Origin of the sequence: Nonomuraea longicatena, from assembly GCF_039525605.1 — a bacterium.
Lineage (GTDB): Bacteria > Actinomycetota > Actinomycetes > Streptosporangiales > Streptosporangiaceae > Nonomuraea > Nonomuraea longicatena.
The window spans coordinates 40,662-55,265 of record NZ_BAAAHQ010000035.1; the positions used below are offsets into that span (position 1 = coordinate 40,662).

The 14,604-nt window shown below is 68.5% G+C and carries 17 protein-coding genes; 2 read left to right on the top strand and 15 right to left on the bottom strand.

Features of this window, described 5'->3' with window-relative positions:
* From ABD120_RS27765 to ABD120_RS27805, 9 genes are all read right to left on the bottom strand, one after another.
* Nucleotides 1–903, bottom strand: a complete 903-nt coding sequence (locus tag ABD120_RS27765; protein ID WP_343953062.1) for a F0F1 ATP synthase subunit gamma — start codon at nucleotides 901–903, stop codon at nucleotides 1–3.
* 3 nt (nucleotides 904–906) lie between these two features.
* Nucleotides 907–2,556 (bottom strand): F0F1 ATP synthase subunit alpha, encoded by a 1,650-nt coding sequence (gene atpA / locus ABD120_RS27770; protein ID WP_343953063.1) that lies wholly within the window; start codon nucleotides 2,554–2,556, stop codon nucleotides 907–909.
* Nucleotides 2,557–2,579: 23 nt separating this feature from the next.
* Complete coding sequence (locus ABD120_RS27775; protein ID WP_343953064.1) at nucleotides 2,580–3,389, bottom strand: F0F1 ATP synthase subunit delta; 810 nt, start codon at nucleotides 3,387–3,389, stop codon at nucleotides 2,580–2,582.
* Between the two features lie 19 nt (nucleotides 3,390–3,408).
* Nucleotides 3,409–3,954, bottom strand: coding sequence for a F0F1 ATP synthase subunit B (locus tag ABD120_RS27780; protein WP_343953065.1), 546 nt, complete (start codon nucleotides 3,952–3,954; stop codon nucleotides 3,409–3,411).
* A gap of 33 nt (nucleotides 3,955–3,987) precedes the next feature.
* Nucleotides 3,988–4,221 (bottom strand): ATP synthase F0 subunit C, encoded by a 234-nt coding sequence (gene atpE, locus ABD120_RS27785; RefSeq protein WP_343953066.1) that lies wholly within the window; start codon nucleotides 4,219–4,221, stop codon nucleotides 3,988–3,990.
* Nucleotides 4,222–4,293: 72 nt separating this feature from the next.
* Nucleotides 4,294–5,079 (bottom strand): F0F1 ATP synthase subunit A, encoded by a 786-nt coding sequence (atpB, locus tag ABD120_RS27790; protein ID WP_343953067.1) that lies wholly within the window; start codon nucleotides 5,077–5,079, stop codon nucleotides 4,294–4,296.
* A gap of 71 nt (nucleotides 5,080–5,150) precedes the next feature.
* Entirely contained in the window at nucleotides 5,151–5,366 is a 216-nt protein-coding gene (locus ABD120_RS27795; RefSeq protein WP_343953068.1) for an AtpZ/AtpI family protein, read from the bottom strand.
* Nucleotides 5,367–5,431: 65 nt separating this feature from the next.
* Complete coding sequence (locus tag ABD120_RS27800; RefSeq protein WP_343953069.1) at nucleotides 5,432–5,854, bottom strand: Cg1360 family ATP-synthase-associated protein; 423 nt, start codon at nucleotides 5,852–5,854, stop codon at nucleotides 5,432–5,434.
* Nucleotides 5,855–5,986: 132 nt separating this feature from the next.
* A complete protein-coding gene (locus tag ABD120_RS27805) occupies nucleotides 5,987–7,240 on the bottom strand; it encodes a glycosyltransferase family 4 protein (protein ID WP_343953070.1) in 1,254 nt (417 codons plus the stop codon).
* Nucleotides 7,241–7,761: 521 nt separating this feature from the next.
* Between ABD120_RS27805 and ABD120_RS27810 the strand changes: the two genes are divergently transcribed.
* Entirely contained in the window at nucleotides 7,762–8,214 is a 453-nt protein-coding gene (locus ABD120_RS27810; protein ID WP_343953071.1) for a hypothetical protein, read from the top strand.
* A gap of 6 nt (nucleotides 8,215–8,220) precedes the next feature.
* Here ABD120_RS27810 and ABD120_RS27815 read toward each other — a convergent pair whose 3' ends face one another.
* The 5 genes from ABD120_RS27815 to rpmE all read right to left on the bottom strand — a co-directional run bounded on the left by ABD120_RS27815 (nucleotide 8,221) and on the right by rpmE (nucleotide 12,486).
* Entirely contained in the window at nucleotides 8,221–9,291 is a 1,071-nt protein-coding gene (locus tag ABD120_RS27815) for a hypothetical protein (protein WP_343953072.1), read from the bottom strand.
* A gap of 230 nt (nucleotides 9,292–9,521) precedes the next feature.
* The gene (locus tag ABD120_RS27820) at nucleotides 9,522–10,172 is read right to left on the bottom strand and encodes an L-threonylcarbamoyladenylate synthase (RefSeq protein WP_343953074.1); all 651 of its coding nucleotides are present in this window, start codon (nucleotides 10,170–10,172) and stop codon (nucleotides 9,522–9,524) included.
* Between the two features lie 89 nt (nucleotides 10,173–10,261).
* Complete coding sequence (prmC, locus tag ABD120_RS27825) at nucleotides 10,262–11,116, bottom strand: peptide chain release factor N(5)-glutamine methyltransferase (protein WP_343953075.1); 855 nt, start codon at nucleotides 11,114–11,116, stop codon at nucleotides 10,262–10,264.
* Nucleotides 11,113–12,165: a peptide chain release factor 1 gene (gene prfA, locus ABD120_RS27830; protein ID WP_343953076.1), complete on the bottom strand. Its 1,053-nt coding sequence runs from the start codon at nucleotides 12,163–12,165 to the stop codon at nucleotides 11,113–11,115. The genes prmC and prfA overlap by 4 nt, the downstream gene beginning before the upstream one ends.
* Nucleotides 12,166–12,267: 102 nt before the next feature.
* Nucleotides 12,268–12,486, bottom strand: a complete 219-nt coding sequence (gene rpmE, locus ABD120_RS27835) for a 50S ribosomal protein L31 (protein ID WP_343953077.1) — start codon at nucleotides 12,484–12,486, stop codon at nucleotides 12,268–12,270.
* Between the two features lie 240 nt (nucleotides 12,487–12,726).
* Here rpmE and ABD120_RS27840 point away from each other — a divergent pair, with 240 nt between their 5' ends.
* On the top strand, nucleotides 12,727–13,803 hold the full coding sequence (locus tag ABD120_RS27840; protein WP_343953078.1) for a hypothetical protein: 1,077 nt from the start codon (nucleotides 12,727–12,729) through the stop codon (nucleotides 13,801–13,803).
* A 40-nt stretch (nucleotides 13,804–13,843) separates the two neighbouring features.
* Here ABD120_RS27840 and ABD120_RS27845 read toward each other — a convergent pair whose 3' ends face one another.
* On the bottom strand, nucleotides 13,844–14,479 hold the full coding sequence (locus ABD120_RS27845; protein ID WP_343953079.1) for a response regulator transcription factor: 636 nt from the start codon (nucleotides 14,477–14,479) through the stop codon (nucleotides 13,844–13,846).
* Nucleotides 14,480–14,604 lie beyond the last annotated feature (125 nt).

Below are 14,604 nucleotides of genomic sequence, written 5' to 3' on the forward strand. Positions count from 1 at the left end.
TCACTCTTTCCCCGCTGCGGCGTCAGCCAGCGCGTTGGCGCCACCGACGATCTCGCTGATTTCCTGGGTGATCTCGGCCTGCCGCGCCTGGTTCATCTGCTGCGTCAGAGCCCGCATCAGCTCGTTGGCGTTGTCGGTCGCCGACTTCATCGCGCGCCTGCGCGCGGCCTCCTCGGAGGCCGCCGACTGCAGCAGCGCGCTGAAGATCCGGGACTCGACGTAGCGCGGCAACAGCGACTCAAGGACGTCGCCCGCGGTCGGCTCGAACTCGAAGTACGGCGGGACCACATCTGACGGCGCGGCCTCGGTCTCCTCGATCTCAAGGGGCAGCACCCGCTTGACCACCACGTTCTGGGTGAGCATCGAGACGAACTCGGTCGAGATGATGTGGATCTCGTCGATCCCGTTGTCGTCCTTGAACGACTCGATCAGCTCACCCGCGATGGTCTTGGCGTCGGCGTAGGACGGCTTCCTGGAGAAGCCGACCCACTGCCCGCCCATCTCACGGTTGCGGAAGGAGTGCCAGGTGACGCCCTTGCGGCCGGTCACGAACGGGACGACACTCATCCCTCGGCTCTCCAGCAGCCCGCGCAGGGCCTCGGCCTCGCGCAGCACGTTGGCGTTGAAGCCGCCGCAGAACCCGCTGTCGCTGGTGACGATGAGGACGCCCGCCCTTGCGGGGTTCTCCTTCGCCACGGTCAGCGGGTGATCGACGCTGGCCGCGTTGCTGACGACGCCCGTGACGGCGCGCGTGATCTCGCGCTCGTACGGGATCGCCGCGTGCATCCGCTGCTGCGCCTTCACGATCCGCGAGGAAGCGATGAGCTCCTGGGCGCGCGTGATCTTGGCGGTCGAGGTGACCGACTTGATCCGCCGCCGCAGCAGCCTTAGCTGGGCACCCATGGGCTACTTCTTCTCCGCCGGGCGGACGACCTTGCGGATCTTCTCCTGGCCGACCTCGTCGGCACCGAGCGGGGCCACCGGCTCATCCTTGACGAGCAGCTCGCCGGAGGAGGTGGTGAAGCCCTTCTTGAACTCGGTGATGGCGTCCTTGAGCGAGGTGACGGTGTCGTCGGACAGCTCGCGGGTCTCGCGGATGCTGTCGTAGATCCCCTTCTTGCTGCTCTGCAGGTAGTCGAGGAACTCGCTCTCGAAGCGGCGGATGTCCTCCACCGGGACCTCGTCGAGCTCACCGGTGGTGCCCGCCCACACCGACACGACCTCGCGCTCCAGCGGGAACGGGCTGTACTGGGGCTGCTTGAGCAGCTCGACCAGGCGCAGACCGCGCTCCAGCTGCGCCTTGGAGGCGGCGTCGAGGTCGGAGGCGAACGCGGCGAACGCCTCCAGGTCGCGGTACTGCGACAGGGCCAGCCGCAGCGTGCCCGCCACCTTCCGCATGGCCTTCGACTGGGCCGAGCCACCGACTCGGGAAACGGAGATACCGACGTTGATCGCCGGGCGGACGCCGGCGTTGAACAGGTCGGTCTCAAGGAAGACCTGACCGTCGGTGATGGAGATGACGTTGGTGGGGATGAACGCCGAGACGTCGTTGCCCTTGGTCTCGATGACCGGCAGACCCGTCATCGAGCCGGCCCCCAGGTCGTCGGAGAGCTTGGCGCAGCGCTCCAGGAGGCGGGAGTGCAAGTAGAAGACGTCGCCGGGGAAGGCCTCACGGCCCGGCGGGCGGCGCAGCAGGAGCGACACGGCACGGTAGGCGTCGGCCTGCTTGGTCAGGTCGTCGAAAACGATGAGTACGTGCTTGCCCTGGTACATCCAGTGCTGCCCGATGGCAGAACCGGTGTACGGGGCGATGTACTTGAAGCCGGCGGGGTCGGAGGCCGGGGCGGCGACGATGGTGGTGTACTCCATCGCGCCCGCCTCCTCCAGACGGGCCCTGACCTGCGCGATCGTGGAGCCCTTCTGGCCGACGGCCACGTACACGCAGCGCACCTGCTTGCTGGGGTCGCCGGACGCCCAGTTCTCGCGCTGGTTGATGATCGTGTCCACGGCGATCGCGGTCTTGCCGGTGCCACGGTCACCGATGATCAGCTGACGCTGACCCCGGCCGATCGCGGTCATCGAGTCGATCGCCTTGATGCCGGTGGCCAGGGACTCCTTGACCGGCTGGCGCTGGACGACCGAGGGCGCCTGCAGTTCCAGGGCGCGCAGGCCCTCGGATTCGATCGCACCCTTGCCGTCGAGCGGGCTGCCCAGCGGGTCGACCACGCGGCCGAGGAAGTCGTCGCCGATCGGCACGGACAGGACCTGGCCCGTCCGGCGGACCGTCTGGCCCTCCTCGATCTTGCTGAAGTCGCCCAGGATAACGACACCGATCTCACGAGGATCGAGGTTCAGTGCCAGACCGCGCGTGCCGTCCTCGAACTCGAGCAGCTCGTTCGCCATCGCCGAGGGAAGGCCGGAGACGTGGGCGATGCCGTCGCCACAGTCGACGACGGTCCCGATCTCCTCGCGCGCGGCGCCTTCCGGTTCGTACGCCTGGACGAAGCGCTCAAGCGCGTCCCGGATCTCGTCCGGCCGGATCGTAAGCTCCGCCATCTCTACTCTGTCTCCCTATTCGCCTAGCCGGCCAACCGGCGGCGGACTTCTTCGATTCGTCCCACAATGGTGGTGTCGATGATCTCGTTTCCGATGCGGACCGAGAATCCACCGAGCACCCGAGGGTCGACCTCGACGTTCAGGTGCACGTCACGGCCGTACGAGGTGCGCAGCCACGCGGTGAGGCGCTGCTTCTGCTCCTCGGTGAGGGCGATGGCGCTGCGCACCACCGCGACCAGGCGCTGGCGCTGCTGCGCCAGGATCAGCCCGTACTCCTCCAGACCGCTTTCCAGGCTACGTCCTCTCGGGCGCAGCGCCAGCTGCGTCACCAGGCGCAACGTGGACGGCGCGGCCTTGCCGTCGAGCAGCCCGTGCAGGAGCTGTTCCTTGGCCCCCGCGGGGGCGGCGGGGTCGGTGAGGGCACGACGCAGGCCGGGGTTGGCCGCGACGATCCGGCCGAAGCGGAAGATCTCGTCCTCCACGTCGTCCAGCTTGCCCTGTCCCTCGGCCTCGGCGGAGGCCGCGACCACGCCGAGGCGCTCCAGCACGTCGGTGAGGTCACCGGCGCGCGACCATCTGGCCGCGACGGCGGCACTGACAGTCGCGATGGCGGCCTGGCCGACCTTGCCCTCCAGCAGGGCGTCGACCATCTGGACCTTCTGCTCTGCGGCCCTGGCCGGGTCGGACAGGGCGCGGCGCAGGCCGTGCTCGCGGTCGAGCAGGTCGGCGACCGCGAACAGTTCGTCGGAGAGGGTGCCGAGGTCGGCGCTGCCCGCAGCGGCGTTGAAGCGCTCTTCGACCTCGGCCAGCGAGGTCCTGCTGAGACCCCTCATCGGTCACTCGTTTCCGGCATCAGCGCACCGCCGCGGAGTTCTCAAGCTCGTCGAGGAACCGGTCGACGGTACGGCGCTGCCTGGCCTCGTCCTCAAGGGACTCGCCGACGATGCGGCCGGCCAGGTCGGTCGACAGGCGGCCGATCTCGTTGCGGAGCTGAGAGAAGGCCGCCTGACGGTCGGCCTCGATCTGCGCGTGCGCGGCCTCGACGAGGCGGCGTGCCTCGGCCTGGGCCTCCTCGCGGAGCTCGGCCTTGATCTGCGCGGCCTGCTCGCGAGCCTCCTCGCGCAGCCTCGCCGCCTCGTGCCTCGCCTCGGCCAGCTGGTCGCGGTACTGCTGCTGCAGTGACAGCGCCTCGGCCTGGGCCTCCTCGGCCTTCTTGATGCCACCTTCGATGGCTTCGGTCCGCTCGGCCAGAGTCTTCTGGATGCGCGGGGTGAGGACCTTGATGAGGAAGAAGGCGACGACAGCGAACGCGAAGATACCGACGACGAGCTCGTACGTGTGCGGCAGGAGGGGGTTGTACTCCTCCTCAGCTGCGAGGAGCGTAGCTGCCTTGATCATGGGTGCAGCCTTTCGTCAGATGGTCTTCAGGTCCTACTGAATGCCCTGGAAGATGAACGGCGCGACCAGACCGATCAGGGCGAGGGCCTCGGTGAGGACGAAGCCCAGGAGCATGTTCTGCCGGATGACGCCGTACGCCTCAGGCTGGCGGGCGATGGCCTGCACGCCCTGGCCGAAGATGATGCCGACACCGATGCCGGGGCCGATGGCGGCGAGACCGTAACCGATGGCGGTGACGTTGCCGGAGACCTCAGCGAGAACGCTCATTGATGTTTTCCTTTACTGGACGGCCGGTGAAGCGGAGTATCACCGGTCTGGACATACTCGGGTATGTGGATCTCAGTGGTCCGGGTGCAGCGAGTTACCGATGTACATCGCCGCCAGCATCGCGAACAGGAATGCCTGCAGGAACTGGATGAACAACTCGAAGCCCGTGAAGACGATGGTCATCACCACGCCCAGCACACCGATGGGCGCACCCAGCGGGGTCAGCTGCTCGAACAGGAACCAGAAGCCCACCATGCTGAAGAAGGCCAGCAGCATGTGACCGGCGAACATGTTGGCGAACAGTCGCACGGCGTGGGTGAAAGGCGCGATGATCATGTTGGACAGGAACTCGATCGGCGCAAGCAGGACGTAGATCGGCTTGGGAAGTCCCGGGGGGAACATCATGTTCTTGAAGTAGCCGATCGGGCCCTGGTGCTTGACACCGAGGTAGACCTTGATCACGTAGATGGTGATCGCGAGCACTGCGGGGAAGGCGATGTGCGAGGCAACGGGGAACTGGATGAAGGGGATGACCCCCATGAGGTTCCAGACCCAGATCATGAAGAAAAGGGTGAGCAGCAGGCCCATCCAGCGGTCGGCGTCCTTGCCCAGGAACGGGCGGGCGACCTGGTCGCGCACGAACATGTAGCCGTATTCCGCGACGTTCTGGACGCCCCGCGGCACGATCTTCGGCTTTGCGAACGCACTCCAGCAGAAGACGATCACGATGATCGAGCTGAGAATGGCCAGGAGAACCGGCTTGGTGAGCCAGGCGACCCCACCGATGGCCGGGAGGTCGAAGAGCTCTTGCGGCCCGGGGGCCTTGAACTCGTCAGCGAGGACCGTCAGCGCAGTCACGCGGCGTTCCCTTCAACGTCGTAGTAGATCACAGGGGTTTCCTCAGCAGGGCGGGCGGCGCTGCGTGGGGGCTAGCGGCCGTACTTCCGGTAGACCAGGTAGACGGCGAGCACGACCCCGACCACGACACCTATGGGGAAAAACGCGGACGTGTCGAGCCAGCGGTCCAGCAGCCAGCCCGCGCCGCCGTAGATCGCCATCCCGGCGAGCAGGGTGCTGGGGATCGACCACGCGGCGCTGGCGAAGCCCTGGGCGTCTTCCTCTGGCCGCAGCTTGTCCTCGCTCATCGCGCGCCCGACGATAGCAGTTGACAGGGGACTAGTCATATCGGACCCTGTCCCCTTTACCTTGCTCATGAGTCACTCTGCCCAGGCACCTTGGCCTCCGGGTCCACATAGAGCATCTTCGTCTTGACGAAGCCTCGTACTTCGCCGGCCGTCCAGACGATCGTGCAGCCCACGACACTCCAGGCGAAGGCCGTGGAGTTCCAGGCGGTGGTGTCGCCGAAGGTGTTCAGGACCACCATGATGACGACGACCTTGACGAGATAGCTGATCATGGCCGCGGCGGCCATCATCTGCGGGGAGATCCGCGCCGCGTAGGAGACGACCACCACGCTGATGCTGAAGAAGACCGCGACCAGCGCGACCCCCGCCACGGCGCCGATGGCGCCCTTGCCTCCCGCGACCAGGACCGCCACGACGGTGGCAACGGCGCCCACCGCAAGTGTGGGGAGCGCGGCGCTTTTGAGTAGGCGCACGTCGTTGGCCTGCATGGCAGCTCCAAGGTCACGGTTATCAAGCGAGCGTTTGCTACCCCCCGAGCGTGAGCAGTGAGGGGGCCTTGCTCGTGAAAGATATCACAAGCTCTTGGAAGGCCGCCTTTACCTGCCGTTTCTAGTTTGTGATCACGGGTTGTGACGGAAGCTCTGGACGGTGCCTTGGTCGGGCCGCCGCACTTGCTGGGTGACCTCGCCCGATGGCGGGATCGGCGGCATCGGGCCGGTGGGCGGGCCGTCGTCGTCATCGTCCGGGCGCTTCGGGCGGGCCGAAGAGTGCGGCGCTCCCCTGTTTCTCCACCTCGGAAGGGCCACGAGCAGCAGCAGCCCGATTGCGAGGAGAATCACAACCGGGAAGAGCAGAAAGGGCACTCCCCAGACCGACATCGTGACCAGACCGAAAGCGAACAGCGCCGACCAGGCGTACATGATCAGGACGGTCTGGCGCTGGGAGGCGCCGGTGTCGAGCAGCCGGTGGTGCAGGTGTCCCCGGTCGGGCGCGAACGGCGACAGGCCCATGGACGTGCGTCTGACCACGGCGGTTATCAGGTCGGTGAGCGGGAGCACCAGCACCGCGACCGGCAGCAGCAGCGGCAGCAGCACACCGAACTTGTTGATGTCGCCCATCGTCGACAGATCGACCGACGTCACGCTGATCAGCGACGAGGCGAGCACCAGGCCGAGCAGCATCGCGCCGGTGTCGCCCATGAAGATCTTCGACGGGTGGAAGTTGTGGGGCAGGAAGCCCAGGCACACGCCGATCAGGATGGCGGTGATGGCGGCCGTGGCGTTGATGCGGTTCTGCTCGACGGCCTGGTCGAGGAAGACCGAGTAGGTCCAGGTGGCCGCGGCGGCGATGGCCACGGTGCCCGCCGCCAGCCCGTCGAGGCCGTCGACGAAGTTGACCGCGTTGATGGCGATGACCACGATCAGGATCGTGATCACCGTGCTCAGGAGGGAGTCGAGGCCATACGAGCCGCCCCAGCTGCTGGGCAACGGCAGCCAGATGAGGCGCAGATCGAAGTACACGAGGGTGCCCGCGGCCGCGATCTGCCCGCCCAGCTTGATGAAGGGGTCCATCCCCCACCAGTCGTCCAGGAAGCCGGTGAAGGTGATCAGGCCGCCGGCGACGATCAGGGCCACGATGGTCTTGTCGACGGCGAGGACCGCGCCGGTCTTGGCCAGCTGGCCCGCCACCAGGAGGCCCGCGACGAGCCCGCCGTACATGGCCAGGCCGCCGAGGCGCGGGATCGGGGTCGTGTGCACGTCGCGCTCGCGCACCTCGGGCATGGCGCCGATGCGGATGGCAAAGCGGCGAACCAGCGGGACGAGAAGGAACGTCACCGCCGCCGCGACCAACGCCATGAAGAGGTACTCGCGCACGGTCCCCAGTTTCCCGGATACTCCGGCCACTCGTGACCGGATAACGACACAGACCAGCTTATATTTCGCCGAGATAAGGAGCATGTATAACCGGCGGTTCCCGGAGCACGTTTTCGCACTTCAGATGTCGTGTCCGGGTCTGGCGGGGCTTGTACCGCCGGTCTGTTCGGCCTCTCTCTGCCCCTGCGCCCACCCCCGGGAACCCGAGGCGCACAGCGCCTCCGCCGACCCCGGAGCGTGATCGAAGGTGGTTCGGGGATCATACGGGATCTCCTCGGCCTTCCCCGACCGCACCCGCCTTGTGCACCCTCACTCACTGGGCCCGCTCACTGGGCCCACTCGCCGCACCCACTCACTGCACCCACTCACTGGGCCCGCCCGCTTGGCCCGCCCGCTTGGCCCGGCGCCGGGCCCGCCCGTTGCACGCGCCCGCTGCGCCCGTGCTGCACCACTGCCGGGCCCGGTGGCGCGGCGGAGCCGGGCGTTCGGCCTTACCTGACGGCGGCACTCACGTACTGTGCGTGAGAAGGGTGTGGAGGTCCGCGCACCCGGCCCTCGTCGGCCACGGCGAGAAGGACGACCTCAGGGAGGTGTTCATGATGTACGTCGATCCCCCGGCGCCGCAGCCCCGCCAGCCCGGGGAGACGCCGCCCAGCACCGGCTCCGGCGCTCTGGACGGGCAGCCACGGGCCTGGGAGTTCAACCCCGAATACCAGAGGCTGGTCAGCGCCTGGCAGGCCGTCCTGCCCCTTCTGGACACGCTCACGACCAGTCTCGACAAGGGCTACCAGATGGGCAAGGACGCGCGGACGTGGGACGCCCCCGTGGGCGCCCGCTACGTCGGTGAGATCGCCGAATGGCGCACCCGCCTCGGCCTCTACCGCCAGGCGGTGCTGACCTCGATCAGCGACGTCGCCGCCGACACCCCGCGCTGGATACCCAGGGCCACGGGCGCGCCGCACGCCTTCTCCTGACCGGGTTCAGGAAGTGTCACCGGGAGGATAGGGATCGCGGCCGGGTCTGTCCGGCGCGGTCTCCTCCAGGGTCTTCATGATGTTCGCGATCGCGGCCCGGTCGTAGGCGTCCGGCTCCCAATCGTCGTGAGCGGGGCCGACCTTGTCCGGCACCGGGACGTCGGGTTCGCGGCCGGGCAGCGGGGCTCCGGGCTCCACCTGGGTGGGTTCGGTGGCCTCCGCGAGCAGTTCCGGCAGATCCTGGGGCCGGACGTCTTCGGCCTCGTCGAGCAGGTCGGCGATCTCGTCGGCGGTGGCCGGGTCAAGGGGCAGTTGCAGCATCTTGACACCGCCGACCTCCACGACCTGCGGCCTTGCCTGGTCGTCGCGGTTCTTGTCCGAGCTGGGTGTCTCCGCAGGTCGCGGGTTCTCTCGGGGCGGCTCGTCCGGTGGCGGGCCCTCTCTCACGGGCGTACTGACCTCGGGGTTCTTGGGGGCATCGGCTTTGGAGTCCTTGCCGTCCCCGGAGTCCTTGCCGTCCCCGGAGTCCTTGGACTCCCTGGGGGCGTCCGCTTTGGAATCCTTACCGTCCCCGGAGTCCTTGCCGTCCCCGGAGTCCTTGGACTCCCTGGGGGCGTCCGCTTTGGAATCCTTACCGTCCGCAGCGTCCTTGGAGTCCTTGGGTTCTCTCGGAGCGTCGGCTTCTGGGGCCTTGCCGTCCTTGGAGTCCTTGGGCGGGTCCTGGCGTGGTTCGTCGGGTTTCGCAGGGGGCGGATCGGTGGAGCGGGGTTCCCGTGATCGTGACTCGTCAGGTTTGACCGCTTCCGTCGCCGGGGTCGGGGCCTTCGCCGTGCCGTCGTTCTTCCGCTCGTCCTCCCGTTTCTCCAGTAGGGCCAGCCGCGCCGTCACATCGCGGATCATCGCGTCGATCGACTCCACGACCTGCGTCGGCCGATGTGTCGTGCGCGTGGCCAGCCCGGCCGTGCCCATCACCCGGTTGACCCGGTCCTCGGCCGCACGCAGCTCCTTGGTCGCCCGTTTGAGCTCGGCCAACAGGCCGCGCACCGACTCCGGGTCCATTCCCTCGAACTTGCCCACGTCCCACCCACCTCCGCCGACCACGGTAGGCGCGGCAAGCAGCCCCGTCACAGGGAATAGTGAGCAGGTATGAGATTGCCCCACCCGAGGGCAGGAGGGCGGCGTCGCGGTGGGGTGCCGGGCGGGGAGGGGCGCTCGGAGAGGCCGGGAGTGGGTCGGCGGGAGGCGTGGGGGCGGCTGGGCCGTGACGGATGGTGGCGCTGATCGAGACGATCAGCGCCGTCCCCGGCTCAGCTGCCGTCGGTGGCCACGTAGCCGATGATGCCCCGCAGCTTCTCCACCGGGATCGCGCCCGCGCGCAGCAGGCGCGGCACCGCCGTCGTCAGGTCGACGATCGTCGAGGGCATGCTGTCGGTCGTCTTCCCCGCGTCGAGGTAGACCGCGACGGACTCGCCCAGTTGGTCCTCGGCGTCGGCCGCGGTCGTGGCAGCGGGCGAGCCGGAGCGGTTGGCGCTGGAGACCGCCATCGGCCCGGTCTCCTTCAGCAGGTCGAGGGCGACCGCGTGCAGCGGCATGCGCAGCGCGACCGTGCCCTTGGTCTCGCCGAGATCCCACGACAGCGCCCGGTTGGCCTTGCACACGATCGTGAGCGGCCCCGGCCAGAACGCGTCGATCAGGTCCTGCCCGTAGGGCCCGAGGTCCTCGACCAGGGCGTTGCCCGCCCGTACGGTCCCCACGAGCACCGGCGGCGGCATCTCGCGCCCGCGCCCCTTGGCGTCGAGCAGCGTCGAGACGGCGCTGGGCGTGAAGGCATCGGCTCCGATGCCGTACACCGTGTCGGTGGGCAGGACGACGAGCTCGCCCCTGCGGACCGCGGCCGCCGCCTCGGTCAGTCCCTCGGCCCGCTGTGCGGCGTCCGAGCAGTCGAAACGTCTTCCCACGCTGTGTCGGCCTCGCTCAGCCGGCGGCAAGCGGCTCCCGCGAGGCCTCCCCCTTTCTGGGCTGTGGCACCTCGCCGCTGGCGTGCATCCTAGTCCTGGCCCAGGCGGGCGGTGACGAAGCGGTCCCGCCTGGTGAGATCCTGGCGGAGGCGGACGTCGCGCCAGCCGGTGTCCTCGGGGAAGGTCAGGTAGACCGCGCGGCCCTGCTCGTCGGCGTGCTCGACCGCCACCCAGCCGCCGGGACGCAGCAGCCTGCGGGCGGTGCGCTCGACCGACCGGACCTCGCCGAGGCCGTCGTCGCCGGTGCCGTACAGGGCCCGGGTGGGGTCGTACTCACGCACTTCGGGGTCGCGCGGGATCGCGCCCGGCGGGATGTAGGGCGGGTTGGAGATGACCAGGTCGACCTTGCCGTTGAGCTCGGGCAGCGCCTCGGCGAGGTCCTCCGGGTGCAGGTGGACGCGGCCCTGGCCGTGTTCGGCGATGTTGCGCTTGGCCCACGTGTACGCCCCGGGGTCGACCTCGACCGCGTGCACCTCGGCCAGCGACACCTCCTGGGCGATCGACAACGCGATCGCGCCGGAGCCGGTGCCGAGATCGACGACGAGCGGCGCGGTGACGTCCATCGCCCGCAGCGTGTCGATCGCCCACCCGGCCATCACCTCGGTCTCGGGCCGGGGGACGAAGACGCCGGGGCCGACATCGAGTTCGAGGTAGCGGAAGTAGGCGTGGCCGGTGATGTGCTGGAGCGGCTCGCGCGATTCACGCCGCGCGACGCCCTCCCAGAACAGGGCGTCGAAGTCGGCGTCCCTGACCGTGTGCAGTTCGCTCCGGCGCACGCCGTGGACGAACGCCGCGATCTCCTCGGCGTCGGTGCGCGGGGACGGCACACCGGCCTCGGCCAGTCGGGCCGTGGCGTGCGCGATCTCGTCCAGCAGGAATGTCATGAGTGTTGTGCGAGCTTCTCCGCCATTTCGGCGTCGATGAGGGCCTGGGTGACGGCGGTGAGTTCACCGTCGAGAACCTGGTCGAGGTTATACGCCTTGAAGCCTACGCGGTGGTCGGAGATGCGGTTCTCCGGGAAGTTGTAGGTGCGGACGCGCTCTGAGCGGTCGACCGTGCGCACCTGCGACTTGCGCTCGGCCTGGGCCGCCGCCTCGGCTTGTTCCTGGGCGATGGACAGCAGCCGGGCGCGCAGGATGCGCAGCGCCGACTCCTTGTTCTGGAGCTGGCTCTTCTCGTTCTGGCAGGAGACGACCACGCCGGTGGGCAGGTGGGTGATGCGGACCGCCGAGTCGGTGGTGTTGACGCTCTGGCCGCCGGGACCGCTGGACCGGTAGACGTCGATGCGCAGGTCGTTGGGGTCGATCTGGACGTCGACCTCCTCGGCTTCCGGGTAGACGAGCACCCCGGCCGCGCTGGTGTGGATGCGGCCCTGCGATTCGGTGGCGGGCACGCGCTGCACGCGGTGGACGCCACCCTCGAACTTGAGCCTGGACCACACGCCCTCGTCGCCCTTGGCCTTGATGGCGACGGTGACGTCCTTGTATCCGCCGAGGTCGGAGTGCTGGGACTCGATGACCTCGGTCTTCCAGCCGAGCCGTTCGGCGTAGCGGAGGTACATCCGCAGCAGGTCGCCCGCGAACAGCGCGGACTCCTCGCCGCCCTCGCCCGCCTTGATCTCCATGATGATGTCCTTGTCATCGTTGGGATCGCGCGGGATGAGCAGGTGGCGGAGCTTCTCCTCAAGGACGGGCAGGCGGGCGCTCAGTTCCTCGGCCTCGGTGGCGAACGCCTCGTCCTCGGCGGCGAGTTCCTTGGCCGCGTCGCGGTCCTCGCGGACGGTCTGCAGCTCACGGTAGGTGCCGACGATCGGGGTCAGGTGGCGGTAGCGCTTGCCGAGCGTGCGCGCCTTCGCCTGGTCGGCGTGCACGGCAGGGTCGGCGAGCTGGTTCTCCAGCTCGGCGTACTCCTTGAGCAACTCGTCGAGATTCACCGTGCGTCCTTCGTTTCGATCGTGCGGGCCTGCCGCCCCGGCCGTTCACCAAGAACGCCGGCCCAGCGCACATGGTGGTGCGTCGGGCCGGCGTCTCGGGAGCTACTTGCTCTGGGCCTTCTTGCCGAAGCGCTGCTCGAAGCGCGCCACCCGGCCGCCGGTGTCGAGGATCTTCTGCTTGCCCGTGTAGAACGGGTGGCAGGCCGAGCACACGTCGGCGTGGATCACGCCGTTCTTGGCGGTGCTGCGGGTGGTGAACGAGGCCCCGCAGGTGCAGGTCACCTGGGTGACGTGGTACTCGGGGTGGATGTCGGGCTTCATCTCAAGGTCCTTTCGAGGTGCGGTCGCCGGGTCGCCAGAAGGGCTTGCGCGCGGTCGCACACCGGCTGGGTGCGCGCGGCGGGAACCGGTACCGCTTCGGTTCAGCTACCAGTGTGCCAGATGTAGCAACCAGCCCAGGCCACCCGCCATTCCCTCGATCTTTATGACGGGGGCACGTCCGTCACACTAGGCTCCCCCCGCACCAATCGTTATTTACATCCCATAAAGGACATCGTGCAGATGATGAGAAAGGTGCGGTTGCTCTTCGCGACCGCAACGGGGGCCGCTGTTCTCCTCGGCGGTGCGGGCCTCACGGCCACGTCCGCCAGCGCCGCTCAGGTGGCGCTGGCCGGGGACATCTCAGGTGTCTCCGTCAGCGGGGCCTACATCCCCAACGCCAGCAGCACCCAGGCGTCGTTCGACTTCACCCTCAGGGACCCGCTCGGGACGGCGGGCAACGAGGCACAGGCCTCGGTCAGCGCCGAGATCACCCCGGCCACCGGCGGCTCGCGCGGAGTCAGCCTCAGCTACAGCCCGCCGTCGAAGGGGACCGACGGCTCGCTGCCGACCAGCGCCAGTGGCTCCGGCACGTTCACGATCAACAGGGAAGACCCGTCCGGCGACTGGACGCTCACCTTCCGGGTCACGCGCGGCGGCAGCACCAGCACCGACACCTTCAACGTCAAGGTCACCGGCAAGCAGGGCATCACCGGCGCCTCGGTCAACCCCGACCCGGTCAGGCTGAAGAAGGGCAAGGACGTCCGCGTCGACGTGCGCGCCACCGTCAAGGACGCGACCAACGTCAGCGCCACGCTCGTCAGCGACGAGACCACCGAGTCGTACGACCTCGGCACCCTCAGCGACGAGTACGACGGCACGTGGTCCGGCCACACGTTCTTCAGCGACGACACCACCCCCGGCGACTGGACGCTGGTCGTCACCGCCAACCGGGGCGGCGAGGCGCTCAGAGGCGAACTCGACTTCACGGTCAGCGCCCCCGAGGGCGGCGCGTCGAAGAAGACCAAGACCCGCGTGACCCTGACCGTGCCGAAGAAGGTCAAGGCGGGCAAGACCGCCAAGGTCTACGGCAAGGTCTACAGGGGCAGCAAGGCGTACAAGAAGAAGGTCGTCGAGGTCTACTTCAAGTCCGAGGACGCCAAGAAGTACCGGCTCCTGGGCCTGGCCAAGTCCGACGCCGCCGGTAAGTACGCCAAGACCTTCACCGGCAAGAAGGACGGCTACTTCAAGGTCAAGGTTCCCGGCACCAGCAAGACCAGGACCTCGTGGTCGCCGCAGAAGCACGTGGACGTGAAGTAACCACGCATCGGCAACGGCCCGTCGTCGCGGCGGGCCGCTGTCAGCGTTCGAGATAGGCGAGGACGGCCAGCACCCGCCGGTGGTCGTCGGGTGCGGGCCCGAGGCCCAGCTTCGAGAAGATCGCCGAGATGTGCTTCTCCACCGCGCCGTCGGTGACGACCAGCCGGGCGGCGATCGCCGCGTTCGAGCGGCCCTCGGCCATCAGCGCCAGCACCTCCCGCTCTCTGGGCGAGAGCGTGTCCATCGGTGTCCCCTTGCGCTGTCTTCCCAGCAACTGCAGCACCACTTCAGGGTCGATGACCGTCCCGCCCGCGGCCACCTGCCGGACGGCCGCGAGGAACTCGGTCACGTCGGAGATCCGTTCCTTCAGCAGGTATCCGACCCCCGGGCCGATCAGCTCGGCCGCGTAGCGCTCCTCGACGTACTGCGAGAGCACCAGGATCGGGAAACCCGGCCGGGCGGCCCTGACCCGCAGCGCCGCCCTCAGCCCCTCGTCGGTGTGGCTCGGCGGCATCCGCACGTCCACGATGGCGAGGTCGGGCACATGCTCCTCGACGGCCGCCACCAGGCCGGGGCCGTCGCCGACGGAGGCCACGGTCACGATGTCGCCGTCGCCCAGCAACCGGGCGAGTCCTTCTCGAAGCAGCACCGAGTCCTCGGCGATCACTACGCGCATGGACCCATGACTACCACTCGCACGGCAGCTCCGCCCTGATCACGGTCGGCCCGCCCACGGGGCTGTTCACCACGAGCAGGCCGTCGATGAGGGCCGCGCGGTCGGCGAGCCCCGCGAGTCCGCCG